The sequence below is a fragment of the Streptomyces sp. NPDC001544 genome, from assembly GCF_042894285.1.
GTDB lineage: Bacteria > Actinomycetota > Actinomycetes > Streptomycetales > Streptomycetaceae > Streptomyces.
The window spans coordinates 160,975-177,704 of record NZ_JBIAVN010000009.1 but is presented as its reverse complement, the minus strand read 5'-3'; the positions used below and the strand labels follow the sequence as shown (position 1 = coordinate 177,704).

The window sequence follows — 16,730 nt, the reverse complement described above, 5'->3', positions numbered from 1 at the left end:
AGACACTCTCATGGCGCTTCTCGCCCAGCAGGTCATCACGCGAGCCGGCACGACGCCGACGTACTCGGCTGCTGCCGCATCGACCACGGTGACGTGCGGAGATCGCAGCTTCCTGCACGTCAAGAACACCGCTGGTTCCAGCATGACGGTGACGATCACGGCGACCGCTCAGGTCGACGGTCAGGCCGTCTCCGATCTCGTCGTCACCGTCCCGGCGACGACCGGCGACAAGATGATCGGCCCTATCACCAACAAGCTTTTCGCGTCCGCCTCCGACGGGGTGAGCGCGGCGATCACCTACTCGTCGACGACGAGCGTGACCGTCGCCAACCTCGTCATCTGACCCCTCGCCGTCCTGCCCATCTCGCCCCGACTGGGGCTTTTTTCATGCCCTGAGGAGGGCCCGCCATGTCCGATCTGATCAGCGACGGTATGACCCGCGTGGCGTGGGTGTCGTCCATCGCCAACATCAGCGCCCCTACGGCCGCCGAGCTCACCGCTGGCTCCGACTTCACGACCCGGATCACCCCCGACGGGCTCAAGCTCGATCCGTCCACGGCAGACGTCGACACGTCCAGCCTCGCGTCAACTTTCGACACGAAGACGGTCGGCAGGGTGGGCTTCGACGTGGAGTTGACGTTCAAGCGGGGCACGACCGGGGCCGAGGACCTGCCGTTCACTACTCTCAAGTACGGGGTCAGCGGCTACCTCGCTGTCCGCCGTGGCGTGGCCTACTCGACCGCCTGGACTGCGGGCCAGAAGGTCGAGGTGTACCCGATCACCTGCGGCGAGCCGCAGAACTCCAGCCCGGCCGCGAACGAGGTGCTCAAGTTCGTCAGCCCGATGAAGGTCACCAGCCAGCCGTCGACCAACGCCACGGTGGCCTGATGGCAAGCATCGAGGAGATCCTCGCCCAGGCGACACCCCGGGAGCGCACCGTCATGGTGTGCATCCGGGGCGACCTGGCCGGGGAGGCGGAGCGCCTGCAGGACGAACTGGCACGCGTCTCGTCGGACTGGGAACCGGCAGACCTCACCGACGTGCACCCGGGCCGCGAGCTCGCCGTGCACCTCAAGGAGTTGCGGGAGCAGATCACCGCGGCCGAGGTGCCGTTCAAGCTCCGCTACATCGGCGACAAGGCGTACTCGGACCTGATGGCCGCACACCCGGCCAACGACGACAACCAGGCCTTCGACTCCGAGACGTTCCCTCGCGCCCTGATCGCCGCGTCGTGCGTGGACCCGGTGATGAGCGAGGAGCAGGTCACCCAGCTCTTCGAGAAGATCAACGAGGGCGAGATCAAGAAGCTGTTCGATGCGGCCTGGGATGTGCACAACAGCAGTGAGATGGTCCCTTTCTCGCTGCTCGCCTCCGCGCTCACGGCGGCCCTTGGCGGCGAGAGCTAGAAACCGCCCGCGCCTGGGGTGTCCCGCGCAGCGTCTTCATGGGCCGCGTGGTCGCTGACGGCGATCCGCTGTGGCTGCCCGAGGACCGCTACTGGGCGCTCGCCCTTGCCGAGGTTGAAGCGGACGCCTGCCCCGAATGCGGGCAGCCCTGGAGCGAGGCGACTGACCCAGCGAACGAGTTCGCCTACCGGGTCGATCTCGTGCGCTGCCACGCCTGCGCCACCTCGGCAAAGCGCGTCCGCGCTCACCAGGACAACCACGGCAACACCGATGGCCTGCACGTCCACATCGAGAAGCGAGCTATGGACCGGGGGTGAATCGTGGCCACCCGCACCGTCACCGTCCGCCTCATCGCGGACATCTCCCAGTACACGCGAGGCATGCGGCAGGCCTCCGACAACACCTCGAAGCTCGCCAGCGTGGGCGCCAAGGTCGGCGCCGGGATGCTCACCGGCTTCGCCATCGCAGCCGCCGCGGCAGCCAAATTCGACAAGGCCCTGTCCAACGTCAGGGCCGTGTCCGGTGCTTCCTCGCAGCAGATGGCGAAGCTGCGGCAGGCCGCCCTCGACGCAGGCAAGAGCACCCAGTACTCCGCCACCCAGGCAGCCGACGCCGAAGCAGAACTGGCTCGCGCCGGCGTCTCCGTCGCCGACATCACCGGCGGCGCCCTCAAAGGCTCGCTCGCTCTCGCAGCGGCCGGACAGATGGACCTCGCGGACGCGGCCACCATCAGCGCCCAGGCCATGAACACGTTCGGACTCAAGGGCAAGGACGTCGGTCACATCGCCGATGTCCTGTCGGCTGGCGCCAACAAGTCCGCCGCGGACGTGCACGGCCTGTCGATGGCTCTCCGTCAGGGCGGGCTGCTGGCAAACCAGACAGGACTGAGCCTTGAGGAAACCGTGGGCGCCCTGTCCGCGTTCGCCGATCACGCCCTCATCGGCAGCGACGCGGGCACCAGCCTGAAGACGATGCTGCAGCGGCTGACCCCGCAGTCCGCTGAAGCAAGGCAGATGATGGATCGTCTCGGCTTCACTGCCTACGACAGTCAGGGCAAGTTCGTTGGCCTCGCCAAGATGGCGGGCAATCTGCAGTCCAGCTTCAAGAACCTCACCCCGGAGGCCAGGAACAGCGCCTTCGCAACGATCTTCGGGTCGGACGCGGTCCGGTCGGCGACCATCCTGTATGAGCTGGGCGCCAAGGGCGTGCAGAAGTACACCAGGGAGGTCAACGACAACGGGGCCGCGGCCCGTGTCGCTGCCATCCAGACGGACAACCTTGCTGGCGACATGGAGCGGCTCCGTGGCGCCATCGAGACCGCCCTCATCGAAGGGGGCTCCTCGGCGAACGGTGCGCTGCGCACGATGGTGCAGTGGGTGACCCGACTCGTGGACGCCTACAACAATCTGCCGCCTGGACTGCAGCAGGCCGTCACCCTCTTCACCGGCATAAGCGGCGCGACCATCCTCGCCGTATCCGCGTTCGTCCTGCTCCTGCCTAGGATCTCTGCAACTCGGACGGCGATGACCCAGCTGGGCATCACAGCTGCACGGACGCGCACACTGATGGCCGGCCTGGGAAGGCTCGGCGTCGTTGTGGCGGCTCTGGAAGCCGTCTCCTACGGCACCGACAAGCTGAAGGCCGCGTTCGAGGACGCGCCGCCCAACGTCACCAAACTCGGCAACGCCCTGCTCAACTTTGCCCAGACCGGCAAGGCGGCCGGCGAGCTGACGAAGGTCTTCGGCCAGGATTTGGACGGCTTCGGCGATGCCGTGTCCCGCATCGCGCACCCGGGCGTTCTCGACAGGGTCGGCGACAGCCTGTACACCATCACTCATCTCGGCTCTGACAGTCAGGGCCTGGACGAGGCTCGCAACAAGATCAAGGCTGTGGACGAGGCCCTCACGAGTCTCGTGCAGGGTGGCGCCCCTGAGGTGGCGGCGCAGGCCTTCAATAAGCTGGCCAGGGAAGCCGAATCTCAGGGCACGTCGACGGAGAAGCTGCGCACGCTTCTGCCCGGCTACGCCGATGCGCTGACGGAGACGGACACGCAGGCCAAGCTGTCTGCCGGGGCCCAGGCCAAGCTGGGAGAGCAGGCGGGCCTGACCGCCGGTGAGCTGCAGGATCAGCGTACTGAGGCGGAGAAGCTGTCGGATGCCCTCAAGGGCCTCAATGGCACGAGCATCGACGCCGCCCAACAGGAGATCGCCTTCCAGCAGTCCCTCGCCGACCTCTCGCAGGCCGTCAAGGAAAACGGTCACTCGCTGGACGTCACCTCCGAGAAGGGGCGCAAGGTCAAGTCGGCTTACCTGGAAGCGGCCAAGGCCGCGATGGACCACGCGCAGGCGGTGGCCGAGCAGAAGAACTCCCAGGCGGCCGGACAGAAGGTTCTGGAGTCGGACATCGGTCTGCTCAAGAGGCAGATGCATGCGGCCGGGTTCTCCGCGGACGCCATCCATAAACTGACCGCGGCCTACGCGCAGCTTCCCCCGTCGAAGAGCACCAAGGTCAGCGCCGAGACCAAGGGCGCCATGGGTGACCTGGACGCGGTGCGGAAAAAGATCCTGACGACCAAAGGTAAGACCGTCACGGTCAACGCCCTGACCAAGGCCGGGCAGCAGGCACTCGAAGACCTCGGCTTCAAGATCAAACGGACTAAGGGCAAGTCGGTCACCATCACGGCGCCGACCGGCTCGGCGCAGTCTGCAGTCAACGCCCTCGCCCGGGCCATTGCGGCGCTGCACAACAAGTCGGTGACCATCACCACCAACACGGTCCACACCTTCACCTCGATCCAGAAGACCAGCAAGGTTCCGGTCGCGAAGCGGGACTACTCCACCGGCGGCCGGGTTCGCGGGTATGCCAGTGGTGGCGCACCCGTGCAGTTTGCGCCGACTGGGCTGCTCAACGGTCCCGGAACGGGCACGTCCGACGACATCCTGGCGCTCTTCGCCAGCGGCGCTGTGGGGCGCGTGTCCAACACCGAGTTCGTCGTGAACGCCGCGGCAACGAAGAAGCACCTGCCGCTACTAAAGGCGATCAACGCAAACCGACTGGCATCCGGCGGTCTGGCCTCCGGCGGCATCCCCGGCTTCACCTACAGCCCGACCGGGGCGCCCGTACTCGGCGGCCCGGGTGACGCCAAGCAGCGATACGACCAGGAAATCGAGGACCTCAAGAAGGCTTGGGCGGATCTGACGACAGCACTCAAAGACCAGAAGAAGGCCGCCGACAACCTGAAGTCGGCGGAGAAGCACCTGTCCGACGTCCGTAGGCATCACCACACCAGGGCGCAGCTCAGGGCCGCCGAGGAGCGGGTCGACAAGGCGAAGAAGTCGAAGCGGTCCTCGGACGCCGAGGTCAGCAAGAGCCGTAAGAAGGTCAACGAGGCTGACGAGGAACTCGGGTTGAAGCACGGGTCCAAGGCACCCACGCACTTCAACTTGAAAGCCTACGAAACCCAGCTCAACGAGTCGGTGGCCGCCACGGAGAAGTGGCGGAAGAACTTGGGCAAGGTCGGCAAGCGCGGCGGGGCCGAGTTGCAGTCCATGCTGGAGGGCATGGGTGAGGGCGGCTACGACCTGGTCAATGCCCTCGCCGGAGCCAGCGACAAAGAGTTCAAGAGGATCGCCGAGAAGCTGAAGAAGACCGGCGACCTCGCCAAGGCGACGCTGGCCGACTTCACCAAGCAGCTCGACGGCTCGACGAAGAAGAACCAGCAGTTCGCAGCCGACCTGCAGAAGCTGGCCAGCCAGGGCTTCGGCGACCTGGCGCAGGCGCTCGCCGCCCAAGGCGACGAGTCGGCCATGGAGCTGGCGCATCAGGCCGCAGGGAACAGCAAGGCGGCCAAGAAGGCCGAGTCGTCCGTCGACAAGGCGCAGGCAACCCTCACCGGCGAGGATCTCGCGAACAGCCTGGTCCTACTGTCCACCCTGCGCGGCGGCACAGGCCGCGGCTTCGCCGACCTCATCGCTGCCGGTCTCGACCCTGCCACCATCCGAGCGCTGGTGCCCAAGATGACCAAGCAGATCAGCGCCTTGCCTGCGGCGAACAAGGACGAATTTGTCCGGCAGTGGGTGCAGCAGGGCGGCAAGCCCATGGCCGTCGGCGGCATCCTCACCAGGCCCACGATGGTGCTCGGCGGTGAGGCCGGCGTGCCCGAGTCGTGGATCCCGTGGACGAGCAGCGCCCGATCTCGGGCCCTGCTGGCCAAGACGGCGGCCGGGATGGGCTACCAGCTCACCCCGGCCGGCCGCTACGCCTCGTCGACCGTGACGGCGACAGCCATGGCACGGGAGATGACACGACAGATCATCGTCAACCTGTACGGCGCCAAGCAGTCCGCGGCGGAGCAGGCGCACGACATCGCCCGCGTCATCTCATTCGTCGGCTGAGGGGAGGCGAGGGTGCCCTACATTCCCGGCGTAGATATCGACGGCCTGCAGGCCACCCTCGGCAGTCTCCGTCTCGGCGCCGTCGACTCGTCCGGGGTGGCCTGGTTTCTCCAGGGCCTCGACGGCTGGGACTCCCCGGAGATCCGGTCGGAATTCCAGGAGCGGGAATCCGATCACGGCGCATGGGCGAGCCCCGTCTACCTCGGTGCCCGGCCCATCACGCTGACCGGCACCATCGAGGCGCAAGGCCGGGCGGCCCTGCAGGCCGCGATGGAACAGCTGTACGTGGCCGCCGGCCTGGCCGACACCACTCTCACAGTGTGGGAGGACACCCCGAAACAGGCGACCGTCCGCCGGTCCGGGAAGCTACTGACACAGTACGTGTCCGACCGCGTCGCCACCTACAGCGTGATGGTGACCGCGGCCGACCCGCGACGCTACAGCACCACCCTGCAGTCGGGCACGACCGGCCTGCCCTCCACCACAGGTGGCCTGGCCTTTCCTGTCACGTATCCCATCACCTTCTCGGCGACCACCGTGGCCGGGCAGATCAACGCCGCCAACACCGGCACTGCCGACACCCGGCCCATCCTGACCATCACCGGGCCGGTCGTCGCACCCACCATCGCCGCCCTCTACCCGGACGGCACGGTCAAGCAGCTGATCTACTCGCAGGATCTGCAGTCCGGTGACGTTCTCGTGATCGACACCGACGCCCACTCGGTCACCCTCAACGCCGCCGTCAGCCGCCGCCGATTCCTCACCGTCTCCGCAGGCTGGCCCACCATCCCGGCGGGGGGCAGCGTCAGATACCAGTTCCAGTCCGGCACCTACAACGCAAGCGCGACGCTGACCGCCACCTGGCGCTCGGCCTGGATGTGAGGAGGCATTCATGCCGGTTGACCCCTGGGCGATCGACACCCTGGCATTCACAGGCCTCGAGGCCCGCAACGTGGACGCCATGCTGGTGATGAACGATGGCACCGCGCTCGGCTCCCGCTCCGGTGTCCGCCCCGGCGACCCGGGCCTGACCGTCACCCTGTCCGGCTCGACCATCAACGTCTCCGCCGGGGTCGCCGCAGTCGCCTACGCGGGGCAAGGCGTGTACCGGGTTGCGTTCCCCTCGTCAACCTCCCCAGGCTCGCTGACGGCCGCACACGCCACCCTGGACCGCATCGACCTCGTCTACCTGAGGGTGTGGGACAGCTCGGTTGACGCCTCCGGCCTCGCCAAAGGCGACATCGCCTACCTGGCAGGCACTGCCTCGTCGACACCAGTAGCCCCCACGCCGGCCGGGACACAGATCTACATGCCGCTGGCCACAATCACCGTGCCGCACACGGGCGCCGGCAGCCCGTCGGTGAGTACCGCCGTGCGACCCGTGACGGTGGCCCCCGGCGGGATCCTGCCGACATCCAGTGCACCTTCGAGCCCTTACACGGGGCAGTACTACGACAACGGCACCGACCTGCTTAGGTACAACGGCAGCAGCTGGGACACCTTCATCAAGATGCCGGGCGCCTGGACGTCGTACACCCCGGTGTGGACGGGGTCCACGACCAACCCGAGTCTGGGAAATGGCGTGTTGATCGGCCGCTACCAGAAGTTCGGACGCACGGTCGTCGCCCACATCAACCTCACCCCGGGCAGCACCACCACCTACGGATCCGGGTCCTACAACTGGACGCTTCCGTTCGCCTCGGCCAACTCGGGCGCCTCCCTCATCGGCAACGCCATGCTGCTCGGCAGCGACCGGTGGGTGGGAGAGACCAACATCAGCCCGAACGCCACCACCCTGGCCGCTTTCTTCCCGATTTCAGCGACCAACGTGCGCACCGACTTCATGACATCGACCCGCCCGGAGAACCTCGCCAGCGGCGCCCAATTGCGACTCACGTTCACCTACGAGTCGGCAACCTGATGAGCGGCCCCTACACGCTGGCCTGGTACGGCTGCGACCTGCGCACCGGGGGCATCGTCGAGGACTTGCCCGCGCTCAAGGCGACCGGCGCTCTGTCCCGCAAGCTCGGCACCCAGACGACACTGCAATTCGAACTCGACCTAGCCGGAGCCCCACGCGAATGGGAGGCGGCGACCGCACCGGGCAGGTCGCTGGTCGTCGCCGTCGACACAGCCACCGACACCCCGCTATGGGCCGGCGCCGTCCTGCCCCGCGACGGCGGCAGCGCAACCACAGTGCAGCTCGGAGCAGCCACCCTCGAGGCGTATCTCGACGCACGGTTCCCCGGCACCCAGACCATGATCGGCGTAGATCAGGCGACAGTCATCACCAACCTGGTCACGCCTGCCCTCTCGGGCGGGCCACCACTCGCCATCGACGCGGTGGCCACCGGAACGACCATGGACTACCTGACCGCCGACGGCGACGACAAGACGATCCTGTCCTGCCTGAACGAGGTCATGGGCCTGGACGGCGGCCCGGAATGGACGATCGACGTCGCATGGAACGCCGGGCACAACGGATTCACCTTCCCCCTCCGCATCCGTTCGGTGATCGGAACCCAGTCCGGCAGCCCTGAGGCCGTCTTCGACTTCCCCGGGTGCGTCGCCGAGTACACCCTCAGCGAGTCATACGAGAAGGACAAGGGCGCCACCCGAGTCATTGCCCGCGGAGAGGGTGAAGGCTCCTCGCGGCTGACCTCCTCCACTCGCGACGCCACCTCCCTCATCGCCAATGGCTGGCCCATCTGGGAATACCGCTACACGCCCTCTACTGGCATCACCGACCCAAACCAACTGGAAGGTCACGCCGGAAAGTCGGTGGGCCTCATGGCCCAGGGCGCTCGGGCGTGGACTCTCCAAGGCGTCGCCTCGCGATCACCACGCCTCGGGCTCGACTGGGCCCTCGGAGACTCCATACGCCTGGCAATCGAACGCTCACCTCGACACCCAACCGGCGCTGGAGTCGTCGCCCGCTGCTGGTCATGGGAGCTCGAACCGAGCTCAGACCGTGTCCGCCCAATCCTCATAGAGGAGGACTGATGCCGCGCCAGGTAGACCAACTGCCCCCAGACGCGACCAGCCTCGCCCGCCGCATCCGAGCCCTCGAGCGCCAAGTGGACGAGCTGCGGGCGGCACGCCGCATGGTCTCGGCGACCGTCGGAACCCTGCGCGTGTACGCGGACGACGGCACGACCCTGCTCGCCGTACTCGGCCCGGAAGACGGGGCCGGCGGGGGCGGTCTATGGACCCGCGGCCTACAAGACCCGCTGAACATGTCCGCCTACCTCAACTCGGGCGAGCTCGGCTTCCGCCCGGTCGAGGACGGCGCGGTCGATGTACCCGCGGGCATCACCTACGACTCCGACGCCTTCCAGTACACGGACCTCATCCTGACCTCGGGGGCCGTGCGCACCGCCCACCACCGGGCCGTCGTGATCCTCGAGAGTAACTTCGCAGGCGGCAACCCCTACGTGTACGTCCAGGGCGAGAGCGGGACGCAGTGCAACATGGACGTCCTCGGCGTCCTGACCGCCAGCAGCATCGCCTACGGCAGCGCCTCCATCACCCCGTCCGCGGCGAACACCCCTACGTCGGTCGCCGTCACGGGCCTGAGCGTGGCGGGCGGCACCTTCAACGCCGTTGTCTCGCCGCAGACCTCCGTACCCGGAACACAGGTCACCGGCGTCGGCTTCAGCAACCTCACTTCCACCGGGCTGACCATCTGGCTGACCCGGAGCAACACGACCACGACTATCGTGAACTGGCTGGTGATCGGCGTATGAGCACCCCACCGCCACCCCCGGTGACGTTCGAACCGGCGTTGTACTACGACGTCACCGCCCGCGACGACAACCCGGACTGCGAGAACTACGGCCAGACCTTCGAGGTCAACCCCTGCTACAGCAACGGCGGCCAGGTCGTCATCCAGTGCGGCCGGTGCCGGCGCAACATGACCATCCTCTCCGGCACGCTCCTGGACCCTCAGCCCGAGGTGTCGTGACGGCTGCCCAGCGCCAGCCCCTCCGGGGGCTTTTTTCATGCCCCGAGGAGCTCCATGCGCACGCACGTCTTCCACCCGTCCGATCCGCGGCTGGGCCGGCACGTCCAGCACGACCCGCGGTCTCTGCGGTACGCGCACGGTGTCCTGCCGAAGTCCGCGTATCGAAGCGTCGACTGGGTCCGCCGCGCGCCGATCTTCGATCAGGGGCAGCTCGGCTCGTGCACCGGCAACGCGGCGACGGGCCTGCTCGGCACCGACTCCGCGGCCCGTCCGGGGCTCACCTCGGTGAGCATCTCCGGGAACGTACTCCCCGTCGACGAGACCCTGGCCGTGCAGGTGTACAGCCTGGCCACGCAGCTCGACAGCATCCAAGGCGCCTACCCGCCCGACGACACCGGCAGCAGCGGGCTCGGCGCCGCGAAAGCCCTTATGAAGCTGGGGCTGGCCACTAAGTACAGGCACGCGTTCTCCATCGACGCGGTGAAGAGCGCCCTGCAGTCGGCGCCCGTCATGGTCGGCACGCTCTGGCTTGAGTCCATGTTCGACGTCGATTCCGGCAGCGGCTACGTCCACGTCGACCGCAGCACGGCCGTGGCCGGCGGCCACGAGTACGTCATCAGCGCATACGACGCCTCCACCCACGCGTTCCGCCTCGACAACTCGTGGGGTGAGGGCTGGGGGATCCGCGGCAGCGCCTGGCTCGCACAGGCCGACATGCAGTGGCTGCTCTCCCAAGACGGCGACGTCACCGTCCCCGTCTGGGCCGTCGCGCCCTCACCCAAGCCCGCCATCACCGCCGAAGACCTCGCCGGCCAGATGCGCGCCCTCCTCGCAGCGAACGGAGTCTGACCATGGCGCTCATGCCCGGGGCCACCTTCATAGGCCCCACCCCGAACAAGACCCCCGACGGCATGGTCGAGGTCCGCGGCCTCGTCCTCCACATCCAGCAGGGGACCGAGCAAGGCTCGGAAGCCTGGTTCAAGAACCCGGCAGCGCAGGCCTCCGCGCACTTCCTCAACCCGAAGAAGGGCGGGCTCAGGCAGCTCGTCGACACCAAGGACCGCGCGTGGGCGGAAGCGGCGGGCAACTCCCACTGGGTGTCGGTGGAGAACGAGGGCTTCGTGCCCGACAAGCTAACCGATAGCCAGGTCGAGAACTGCGCCCAGCTCCTCGCGTGGCTGCACAAGACCTACAGCGTGCCGCTGCAGTCGACCGACGATCCCAACGGCCGGGGCCTCGGCTGGCACGGCATGGGCGGCTCGGCGTGGGGCGGCCACGTCGGCTGCCCGGGCGACAGCATCAAGGCCCAGCGCGGGGCGATCATCACCCGGGCCAAGGAGATCGTCGGGGAGAAGTCCCCGGCCAAGCCGAAGGTCTCCCTCGCCCACGTCGTCTACGCGGCCCGGCACGACCCCGCCGCGGCGCAGGGCCACACCAGCCACCGCGACGAGGTGCTGCTCGTCGAGCGCGCACTGCACGCCGAGGGCCTCCTCGACTCCCGATGGGTCGACGGCTCCTACGGGTCGAAGACCCTCACCGCCTACGCGGCCCTGCAGCGCCGCTACGGCTACAGCGGTTCCGACGCCGACGGCATCCCCGGCAAGGCATCGCTCCAGCGACTCGGCGACAAGCACGGCTTCGCCGTCACCTCCTAACCACCCCTCTACGTCAGGAACTCCCATGAAGATTTTCGGGCGCGAGCCCGCGGCCTGGGCCGCGCTCGCCAGCATCGTCCTCCAGGTAATCGGCGCGTTCGTCGCCGACTTCGACGCTGAGACGCAGGCCTGGGTGAACGCCGTCGTCCTCGCCGTGCTCGGTCTCATCGTCGCCGTCATGGTCCACGACGGCGTCATCGCCGCCATCACCGGCCTCGCCCAGGCTGTCATCACCCTCGCGGCTGGCCTCGGCCTCGACTGGTCCGCCGAGAAGCAGGCCCTCATCCTGTCGCTGATCACAGCGGTCGCCCAGTTCGCCGTCCGCCAGGTCGTCACCGCACCCGTGCCAGCGCTGCCCGCACCCGCGGCAAGGAGGGGACCTCAGAGCGTCTGAGCACGGTGCACTGCATACAACGGCAGGGGAGGGCGCGGTGAGCGAGGTCTTCGGCATCAACGCGAGTGACGCCGGGCTCGGCGCGCTCCTCACCCTCGTCGTCCTCCTGATACTGCGGGGCGGCCTCGTACCCAGACGCACCCACGAGGACGCGCTCACCGACAGAGACAACTGGCGCAGCGCCTTCCTCGAGAGCGAGGCAGCCCGCAAGGTCGAACACGAGCAGGTCGAGGAACTGCTGGAGATGGCGAAGCTGAGCGGCCACATCCTCACCGCGCTGCCCCACCCGGGGACGCCGGACGAGGGGGTGACTGATGCTCGGATGGATCCGACGCCTCACACGCGGCTCTGAGCCGGCCGAGCAGAGCGACTCCGAAGCCGCCCTGGAGCGTGCACTTGAGGACCGGCAGGAAGTCGAGGACCGCTGGGCCGCCGTCCGCGCGGCCGTCGCTCCCATCCGGCAGGCCCGCATCGAGAACCACTGGTCGGAGAAGGTCGAGGCAGCCTTCGCCGCCAGAAGAGGAGCAGCACGATGACCAGCCACCTGGGGGTCGACGCCTGGATGAACGCGGTCATGTCGGCGCTCGGCTTCCTCGCCTGCACCGTTTTCGTGGTCGTCTACCACCTGACAGCGACCTGGTGGCGGTCGGAGGTCGGCCGCAACCAGATGAGCTTCGCGGCGGCCATCGGCCTGCTGTGCCTGTACACGGTGCTGGCCACCGTCTGGCGGAGCGACGAGTGCGCGCTGGTCGTGCTCCGCAGCATCCGCATCGTCGCTGTGGCTGCGGTCATCGTGCTCATGGTGCAGCGGACTTGGCTGCTGCTGAAGGCGCAGCGGGAGTCCCGCGACCGAACTGGAGTGTGACCCGTGGAAGACAAAGAAGACGGCACCCCTTTCTGGCTGTCCCGCTGGCCGTTCCTGGAACCGCCGCCCCGGCCGCCGGCCGACGACGAAGACTGACGACGCCCCGCCCTCCTGCTTCGGCAGGGGAGCGGGGCGCTTCGTCGTGTCAGAACGGGGCGTCTCCGTTGCCCTCAATGCGGAGCACTGTGTTCGGGTTCGGCGGCTGAGGCAGCGCCGGGACGATGAAGGCGGCTTCCTCTCCGCTCGGCAGGCGGAGGGTCGCCTGCATCAGGTTCTTCAGGGCCTCCCATTGCTCGGCCGTAGTGATGGGGAGGACCCCATCCCAGCTGCCGCTGAGGCCCTTGCGGAGTCGGGCCGTCATGGATGTTTCAGTCTGGCCGTCGACGACGACTACCTCACCCTGGTAAGTGCTCATGCTCGGAGGCTAGCCACGGCGTCAAGCGAGGGCTGCCTAACATCCGGTCAGCGGCGTTCCGTTGGAGCCATGCACTCTCGATAACATGCCATATCGCGGGCGATAAATTGGTACAATTGGACATGCCTTCAGCCCCCTGCCTCCGCCCCTGTGGGCCACGTCGATGCGACTTCTGCGGCGGCTGCCCGGACCATGACTGCACCCGCGACGACTGGGCCGTCCTCGCCCACATCGAACACTTCGCCCCGTTCGCTTCGCCTGGCGAGACCGCATGCGGCCACATCGGCGGTCCCGCTCACCTGGTCGGCAACCCGTACCCGCCGGACATCTGCCTGCTCCCCACGGGCCACGCCGACAAGCACCGCTCGCCGAAAGGCTGGTCGTGGCCTGCTGACGAGGTTGCCGCATGACCGACCTCATCCAGCAGCAGCCCCAGACCACCCCCGCCGCCTACGATGCTGCGACGCTCGCCGTCCTCCACGCCATGGAAGAGGCAGCCGAGAAGCACCTCGACGCCATCCGCCCCCACAACACGAAGCGGGGCTACGCCAACGACTGGGCGCTCTGGGAGGAGTTCCACGACTGGCTCGCCGAACGCACCGGTAGCCGCCTGCCGTCGACCGCCGTCACCAAGGGCACGCTCGTCGGGTTCGTCGTCTGGCTCGACACCATCAAGCTCGCCGCGCCGAACAGCATCGACCGGCGCATTACCGGCGTCACCGTCACCGCGCGGAACGAGCACGGCGTCGAAGTGCCGAAGGCGGCAACCGTCGCCGCGCGGCAGGCCCTCAAGCCGCTGAAGAACGACCCCGAGCGTATGGCCCGCGGCCGAGGCAAAGCCGCCGCCGTCACCCCCGAACAGCTCCGCCAGATGAACGCCGCCGTCGCCGACGGACTCACCGGCCTCCGCGACCGCGCCCTCTGGCTCATGGCCTTCGCCATCGCCGGACGCTCCGCCGAAGTCGCCGCCCTCCGCGCCGACGCCATCGTCCACGTCAGCCAGGGCCTCGAAGTCCATGTCCCCGCCGTCAAAGGCCGACCACCCCGGGACGTCGTGGTCGGCTACGGCCGCAACCCCGACACCTGTCCCGTCCGCGCCTGGCTCACCTGGCAGGCCGCCGCAGGCATCACATCGGGCCCCGCCTTCCTGCCCATCACCGTCCACGGCCGCCTCGGTGACCGCGCACTCTCCCCGGAAGCCGTCCGCGAGATCATCGCCCGCAACGCCGAACGCGCCGGACTCTCCGTCCGGTTGACCGGCCACTCCATGCGAGCCGGATTCATCACCACCTCGCGCCGGGCCGGGAAGCGCGAAGAGAAGATCCGCGCCCAGTCCGGGCACGCCGCCAACAGCCCAGCCTTCTGGGGCTACATCCGCGAAGCCGACAAGTGGACCGACGCGGCCAGCGAGGACATCGGGCTCTGAACACGCGAACGCCCCCGCAGCCGTCGTCTGGCTGTGGGGGCGTCGTGCTGTCCGGGGTTCAGCCCCAGGCGGTGTCGCTCATGCCCCAGGTCGTGTCGTCGCTCATGGCCCCTCCTCGTGTCTGGGTGCGGCCTGCCGGAGGGGGTGAACCCCACAACCCCCGGAGGGGCCGCTGCGAACGGCGGCAGGCCGCCCGGTCACGGTACGCGGAACATGACCGTCCTGTCACCGCCCGTGCCACACTGGATGCAGCGCCCGCCAGGCTCCCCCGTCTTGGCGGGCGCTGTCATCCGTCGAGGTAGCCGAGCTCCGAATCGGGCCGGCAGTGCGGGCAGGCGGCCACTCCTTCGGCGAGCGCCCGCAGCGCGACGTCCCGCGCGACGCCCTTGGAGCGCTTGCCCGCCATGTGGCATCCGCCGACGTGCACGTACACGGCCGGCCCTTCGCCGATGCCTCGCTCGATCATCCAGTCCGGGACGGGCGGCCGGGCCTGCTCGCCGCGCTGCCGCTCCTGCTCGCGCCGTTCGGCCGCGGTGATCTGCTGCCGGACTCGGTCGAGGGAGAGCTGCAGCCACGTCTCCAGGATGCGGAGTCGGGGCAGGTCGGGCGGCAAATCGTTCACAGGTTCGATTCTATGATGGGCGGCGTGCACAGCAACCACGACCCCGAGCGCTACCACCTCACCCTGGCCTCCCGCGGCCAGCCGGTACAGCACGGCTGGTGGGGCAGCGAAGAGACCGCCCGCCGGAAGTTCACGCGGTGGATCGGCGAGTACGGCAGCATGCCCGACGCCCAGGTCACCCTCGTCGACGAGGAGACCGGCACCGTGTTGACAACCTGGCCGGACGAGGCGTGACCGTCTGCCATCCTGGCCGGGTGATCGACGAAGAGACCCCAGCGGACGCACAGGACGAGGACGGCTTCGACGACGTCTACGGCGAGGCGCCGCCCGTCGACGACCACCAGCTGTCCACGCGGCCCAGCGATGTCACTGTCGAGCCGTAGGCTGATCGCATCACTGTTCACGTCTGCGGACTTGGACAGCTACTCGAACGACGCCCCGCCGGAATGATGCACCGGACGGGGCGTCGGCGTGTCAGGCGTCGGCCGGCTCCGGGTGCCGCACGGTCTTCTTTACGGCCATCTCCACCTCATACCGCACCTTGCCCTCCGCCTGGGCATGCTCGGTGACCGCGGCCTGGAAGGCTGCTGCGGCCTCGATCCAGGCCTGCCGGACGGCAGCCGAGTCGGTTTCGGGGGCGGCGAGGTACCGGGCGTGCGCCTCCTCGGCCGCCTGCTCGAGCGTCACGAGATCTTCGAAGGTGTGTGCCACAAGCGGCGATCCTATGCCGCGGCGGCCATCTCCCCGCGCACCGCCTCGACCCACTCGTCCCGCAGCTGTACGTAGCGGTCCCGGGTCGGCCCCCACAACCAGCCGCCCGTCTCCTGCAGCAGCGCGCGGATCTCCGCGTCCACGGCATTGGCAGACCGCGGGCCCGCAGGCGGGGGAGTGGAGGACATGACGGCAGCGTAGACCGCGGGTCCGACAGTGGCCTAGGAGTTCGGGCGGTCGGCGATGTAGGTGCCCTTCGCGGCCAGCGTGACGACGAGGCCGCGCTGCCGGAGATCCTCGACCGCGCGCCGCACGGTGCCCACCGCGACACCGACCTGCTCGGCCAGCTCCCGCTCACCCTCCAGTCGGGCGCCGGGCTGAAGCTCGCCCGTTTCGATGCGGCGGGCGATCCAGTCGGCGACCTGCTGCCACACGTAGACGGGCCGCGACGGATCCACTGGAGATTGATCACCCATGCTTCGACGCTAGGGCGGCCCACCGCATCCTGTTTCAGCAGGTAGCTCCATACAGCGGTATAGAGCAGTGTGTAGCGGTAGCCTCGGATCCAGATAGGACCCCCGCGACCGCGGTCACGGCCCGGGGGCATGGCCGACGAGCACCAGCGGAGCGTCGACGTGGACGAGCGTAGAGACACCCCACCCCCGCCCGAAACCCGGCGGCCAGCCGCCTTAGCCACCGGGCTGGGGCAACTCAGTCCCGTACAGCAGGCCTACGCCGACTACGTCGAGCACGCCCACAGGTGCGACGACTGCCGGGACATCGACAGCCGCTGCATGGCCGGAGATGGACTGTGGCGCGCGTACCGGGAGCGGACCGACGGCGCCTACCGGCAGCTCGCCGACGAGTCCTCCTGACCG

24 protein-coding genes are annotated in these 16,730 nt (G+C 68.4%); 19 read left to right on the top strand and 5 right to left on the bottom strand.

The features are described from left to right. Positions 1-10: 10 nt before the first annotated feature. The 15 genes from ACFY0F_RS23455 to ACFY0F_RS23385 all read left to right on the top strand — a co-directional run bounded on the left by ACFY0F_RS23455 (position 11) and on the right by ACFY0F_RS23385 (position 12,678). On the top strand, positions 11-343 hold the full coding sequence (locus ACFY0F_RS23455) for a hypothetical protein (protein WP_388797483.1): 333 nt from the start codon (positions 11-13) through the stop codon (positions 341-343). Positions 344-408: 65 nt separating this feature from the next. After that, a complete protein-coding gene (locus ACFY0F_RS23450) occupies positions 409-888 on the top strand; it encodes a hypothetical protein (RefSeq protein WP_388797481.1) in 480 nt (159 codons plus the stop codon). After that, positions 888-1,406 (top strand): hypothetical protein, encoded by a 519-nt coding sequence (locus ACFY0F_RS23445; protein ID WP_388797479.1) that lies wholly within the window; start codon positions 888-890, stop codon positions 1,404-1,406. The genes ACFY0F_RS23450 and ACFY0F_RS23445 overlap by 1 nt, the downstream gene beginning before the upstream one ends. A 38-nt stretch (positions 1,407-1,444) precedes the next feature. Beyond that, positions 1,445-1,723, top strand: a complete 279-nt coding sequence (locus tag ACFY0F_RS23440; protein WP_388797477.1) for a hypothetical protein — start codon at positions 1,445-1,447, stop codon at positions 1,721-1,723. 3 nt (positions 1,724-1,726) lie between these two features. After that, the gene (locus ACFY0F_RS23435) at positions 1,727-5,800 is read left to right on the top strand and encodes a phage tail tape measure protein (RefSeq protein ID WP_388797475.1); all 4,074 of its coding nucleotides are present in this window, start codon (positions 1,727-1,729) and stop codon (positions 5,798-5,800) included. Between the two features lie 12 nt (positions 5,801-5,812). Beyond that, a complete protein-coding gene (locus ACFY0F_RS23430; RefSeq protein WP_388797473.1) occupies positions 5,813-6,682 on the top strand; it encodes a phage distal tail protein in 870 nt (289 codons plus the stop codon). Positions 6,683-6,692: 10 nt separating this feature from the next. Continuing rightward, entirely contained in the window at positions 6,693-7,721 is a 1,029-nt protein-coding gene (locus ACFY0F_RS23425; protein ID WP_388797471.1) for a hypothetical protein, read from the top strand. Continuing rightward, positions 7,721-8,803, top strand: coding sequence for a hypothetical protein (locus ACFY0F_RS23420; protein WP_388797469.1), 1,083 nt, complete (start codon positions 7,721-7,723; stop codon positions 8,801-8,803). Before ACFY0F_RS23425 ends, ACFY0F_RS23420 begins: the two co-directional genes overlap by 1 nt. Then, positions 8,803-9,546 carry a hypothetical protein gene (locus ACFY0F_RS23415; RefSeq protein WP_388797467.1) on the top strand — a complete coding sequence of 248 codons (744 nt, stop codon included), beginning with the start codon at positions 8,803-8,805 and terminating at the stop codon, positions 9,544-9,546. The genes ACFY0F_RS23420 and ACFY0F_RS23415 overlap by 1 nt, the downstream gene beginning before the upstream one ends. Continuing rightward, positions 9,543-9,764, top strand: coding sequence for a hypothetical protein (locus ACFY0F_RS23410; RefSeq protein WP_388797466.1), 222 nt, complete (start codon positions 9,543-9,545; stop codon positions 9,762-9,764). Before ACFY0F_RS23415 ends, ACFY0F_RS23410 begins: the two co-directional genes overlap by 4 nt. 54 nt (positions 9,765-9,818) lie before the next feature. After that, a complete protein-coding gene (locus ACFY0F_RS23405) occupies positions 9,819-10,613 on the top strand; it encodes a hypothetical protein (protein ID WP_388797464.1) in 795 nt (264 codons plus the stop codon). A gap of 2 nt (positions 10,614-10,615) precedes the next feature. Then, complete coding sequence (locus ACFY0F_RS23400) at positions 10,616-11,419, top strand: N-acetylmuramoyl-L-alanine amidase (protein ID WP_388797462.1); 804 nt, start codon at positions 10,616-10,618, stop codon at positions 11,417-11,419. Between the two features lie 25 nt (positions 11,420-11,444). Then, positions 11,445-11,813, top strand: a complete 369-nt coding sequence (locus ACFY0F_RS23395; protein ID WP_388797460.1) for a hypothetical protein — start codon at positions 11,445-11,447, stop codon at positions 11,811-11,813. Positions 11,814-11,850: 37 nt separating this feature from the next. Beyond that, entirely contained in the window at positions 11,851-12,165 is a 315-nt protein-coding gene (locus ACFY0F_RS23390) for a hypothetical protein (RefSeq protein WP_388797458.1), read from the top strand. Positions 12,166-12,345: 180 nt separating this feature from the next. Continuing rightward, positions 12,346-12,678 carry a hypothetical protein gene (locus ACFY0F_RS23385; protein WP_388797456.1) on the top strand — a complete coding sequence of 111 codons (333 nt, stop codon included), beginning with the start codon at positions 12,346-12,348 and terminating at the stop codon, positions 12,676-12,678. A gap of 145 nt (positions 12,679-12,823) precedes the next feature. Here ACFY0F_RS23385 and ACFY0F_RS23380 read toward each other — a convergent pair whose 3' ends face one another. After that, positions 12,824-13,093 (bottom strand): hypothetical protein, encoded by a 270-nt coding sequence (locus tag ACFY0F_RS23380; protein ID WP_388797454.1) that lies wholly within the window; start codon positions 13,091-13,093, stop codon positions 12,824-12,826. A gap of 406 nt (positions 13,094-13,499) precedes the next feature. Between ACFY0F_RS23380 and ACFY0F_RS23375 the strand changes: the two genes are divergently transcribed. Beyond that, positions 13,500-14,519, top strand: a complete 1,020-nt coding sequence (locus ACFY0F_RS23375; protein ID WP_388797452.1) for a tyrosine-type recombinase/integrase — start codon at positions 13,500-13,502, stop codon at positions 14,517-14,519. A gap of 286 nt (positions 14,520-14,805) precedes the next feature. Here ACFY0F_RS23375 and ACFY0F_RS23370 read toward each other — a convergent pair whose 3' ends face one another. After that, complete coding sequence (locus tag ACFY0F_RS23370) at positions 14,806-15,141, bottom strand: DUF6233 domain-containing protein (RefSeq protein ID WP_388797450.1); 336 nt, start codon at positions 15,139-15,141, stop codon at positions 14,806-14,808. Between the two features lie 24 nt (positions 15,142-15,165). On the opposite strand from ACFY0F_RS23370, the gene ACFY0F_RS23365 reads away from it, so the two are divergent. Both ACFY0F_RS23365 and ACFY0F_RS23360 read left to right on the top strand, forming a co-directional pair. Further along, positions 15,166-15,375 carry a hypothetical protein gene (locus ACFY0F_RS23365; RefSeq protein WP_388797448.1) on the top strand — a complete coding sequence of 70 codons (210 nt, stop codon included), beginning with the start codon at positions 15,166-15,168 and terminating at the stop codon, positions 15,373-15,375. Positions 15,376-15,395: 20 nt separating this feature from the next. Then, positions 15,396-15,524 carry a hypothetical protein gene (locus ACFY0F_RS23360; RefSeq protein ID WP_388797446.1) on the top strand — a complete coding sequence of 43 codons (129 nt, stop codon included), beginning with the start codon at positions 15,396-15,398 and terminating at the stop codon, positions 15,522-15,524. Between the two features lie 91 nt (positions 15,525-15,615). On the opposite strand, the gene ACFY0F_RS23355 is transcribed toward ACFY0F_RS23360, so the two are convergent. Genes ACFY0F_RS23355 through ACFY0F_RS23345 form a run of 3 tightly spaced genes read right to left on the bottom strand, consistent with a single transcriptional unit; the run spans position 15,616 to position 16,328 of the window. After that, a complete protein-coding gene (locus tag ACFY0F_RS23355; RefSeq protein WP_388797444.1) occupies positions 15,616-15,852 on the bottom strand; it encodes a hypothetical protein in 237 nt (78 codons plus the stop codon). 11 nt (positions 15,853-15,863) lie between these two features. After that, the gene (locus ACFY0F_RS23350; protein WP_388797442.1) at positions 15,864-16,040 is read right to left on the bottom strand and encodes a hypothetical protein; all 177 of its coding nucleotides are present in this window, start codon (positions 16,038-16,040) and stop codon (positions 15,864-15,866) included. 33 nt (positions 16,041-16,073) lie between these two features. Beyond that, positions 16,074-16,328: a GntR family transcriptional regulator gene (locus ACFY0F_RS23345; protein ID WP_388797440.1), complete on the bottom strand. Its 255-nt coding sequence runs from the start codon at positions 16,326-16,328 to the stop codon at positions 16,074-16,076. Positions 16,329-16,487: 159 nt separating this feature from the next. Here ACFY0F_RS23345 and ACFY0F_RS23340 point away from each other — a divergent pair, with 159 nt between their 5' ends. Beyond that, a complete protein-coding gene (locus ACFY0F_RS23340; protein WP_388797438.1) occupies positions 16,488-16,727 on the top strand; it encodes a hypothetical protein in 240 nt (79 codons plus the stop codon). The last annotated feature ends 3 nt before the right edge of the window (positions 16,728-16,730 follow it).

What these genes read in the sequence shown, in the direction of transcription:
- ACFY0F_RS23350 (WP_388797442.1), bottom strand. Translation starts at nt 16,040, where the DNA reads ATGTCCTCCACTCCCCCGCCTGCGGGCCCGCGGTCTGCCAATGCCGTG.
- ACFY0F_RS23395 (WP_388797460.1), top strand. Translation starts at nt 11,445, where the DNA reads ATGAAGATTTTCGGGCGCGAGCCCGCGGCCTGGGCCGCGCTCGCCAGC.
- ACFY0F_RS23425 (WP_388797471.1), top strand. Translation starts at nt 6,693, where the DNA reads ATGCCGGTTGACCCCTGGGCGATCGACACCCTGGCATTCACAGGCCTC.
- ACFY0F_RS23345 (WP_388797440.1), bottom strand. Translation starts at nt 16,328, where the DNA reads ATGGGTGATCAATCTCCAGTGGATCCGTCGCGGCCCGTCTACGTGTGG.
- ACFY0F_RS23375 (WP_388797452.1), top strand. Translation starts at nt 13,500, where the DNA reads ATGACCGACCTCATCCAGCAGCAGCCCCAGACCACCCCCGCCGCCTAC.
- ACFY0F_RS23450 (WP_388797481.1), top strand. Translation starts at nt 409, where the DNA reads ATGTCCGATCTGATCAGCGACGGTATGACCCGCGTGGCGTGGGTGTCG.
- ACFY0F_RS23415 (WP_388797467.1), top strand. Translation starts at nt 8,803, where the DNA reads ATGCCGCGCCAGGTAGACCAACTGCCCCCAGACGCGACCAGCCTCGCC.
- ACFY0F_RS23410 (WP_388797466.1), top strand. Translation starts at nt 9,543, where the DNA reads ATGAGCACCCCACCGCCACCCCCGGTGACGTTCGAACCGGCGTTGTAC.
- ACFY0F_RS23380 (WP_388797454.1), bottom strand. Translation starts at nt 13,093, where the DNA reads ATGAGCACTTACCAGGGTGAGGTAGTCGTCGTCGACGGCCAGACTGAA.
- ACFY0F_RS23405 (WP_388797464.1), top strand. Translation starts at nt 9,819, where the DNA reads ATGCGCACGCACGTCTTCCACCCGTCCGATCCGCGGCTGGGCCGGCAC.
- ACFY0F_RS23400 (WP_388797462.1), top strand. Translation starts at nt 10,616, where the DNA reads ATGGCGCTCATGCCCGGGGCCACCTTCATAGGCCCCACCCCGAACAAG.
- ACFY0F_RS23440 (WP_388797477.1), top strand. Translation starts at nt 1,445, where the DNA reads ATGGGCCGCGTGGTCGCTGACGGCGATCCGCTGTGGCTGCCCGAGGAC.
- ACFY0F_RS23455 (WP_388797483.1), top strand. Translation starts at nt 11, where the DNA reads ATGGCGCTTCTCGCCCAGCAGGTCATCACGCGAGCCGGCACGACGCCG.
- ACFY0F_RS23385 (WP_388797456.1), top strand. Translation starts at nt 12,346, where the DNA reads ATGACCAGCCACCTGGGGGTCGACGCCTGGATGAACGCGGTCATGTCG.
- ACFY0F_RS23445 (WP_388797479.1), top strand. Translation starts at nt 888, where the DNA reads ATGGCAAGCATCGAGGAGATCCTCGCCCAGGCGACACCCCGGGAGCGC.
- ACFY0F_RS23420 (WP_388797469.1), top strand. Translation starts at nt 7,721, where the DNA reads ATGAGCGGCCCCTACACGCTGGCCTGGTACGGCTGCGACCTGCGCACC.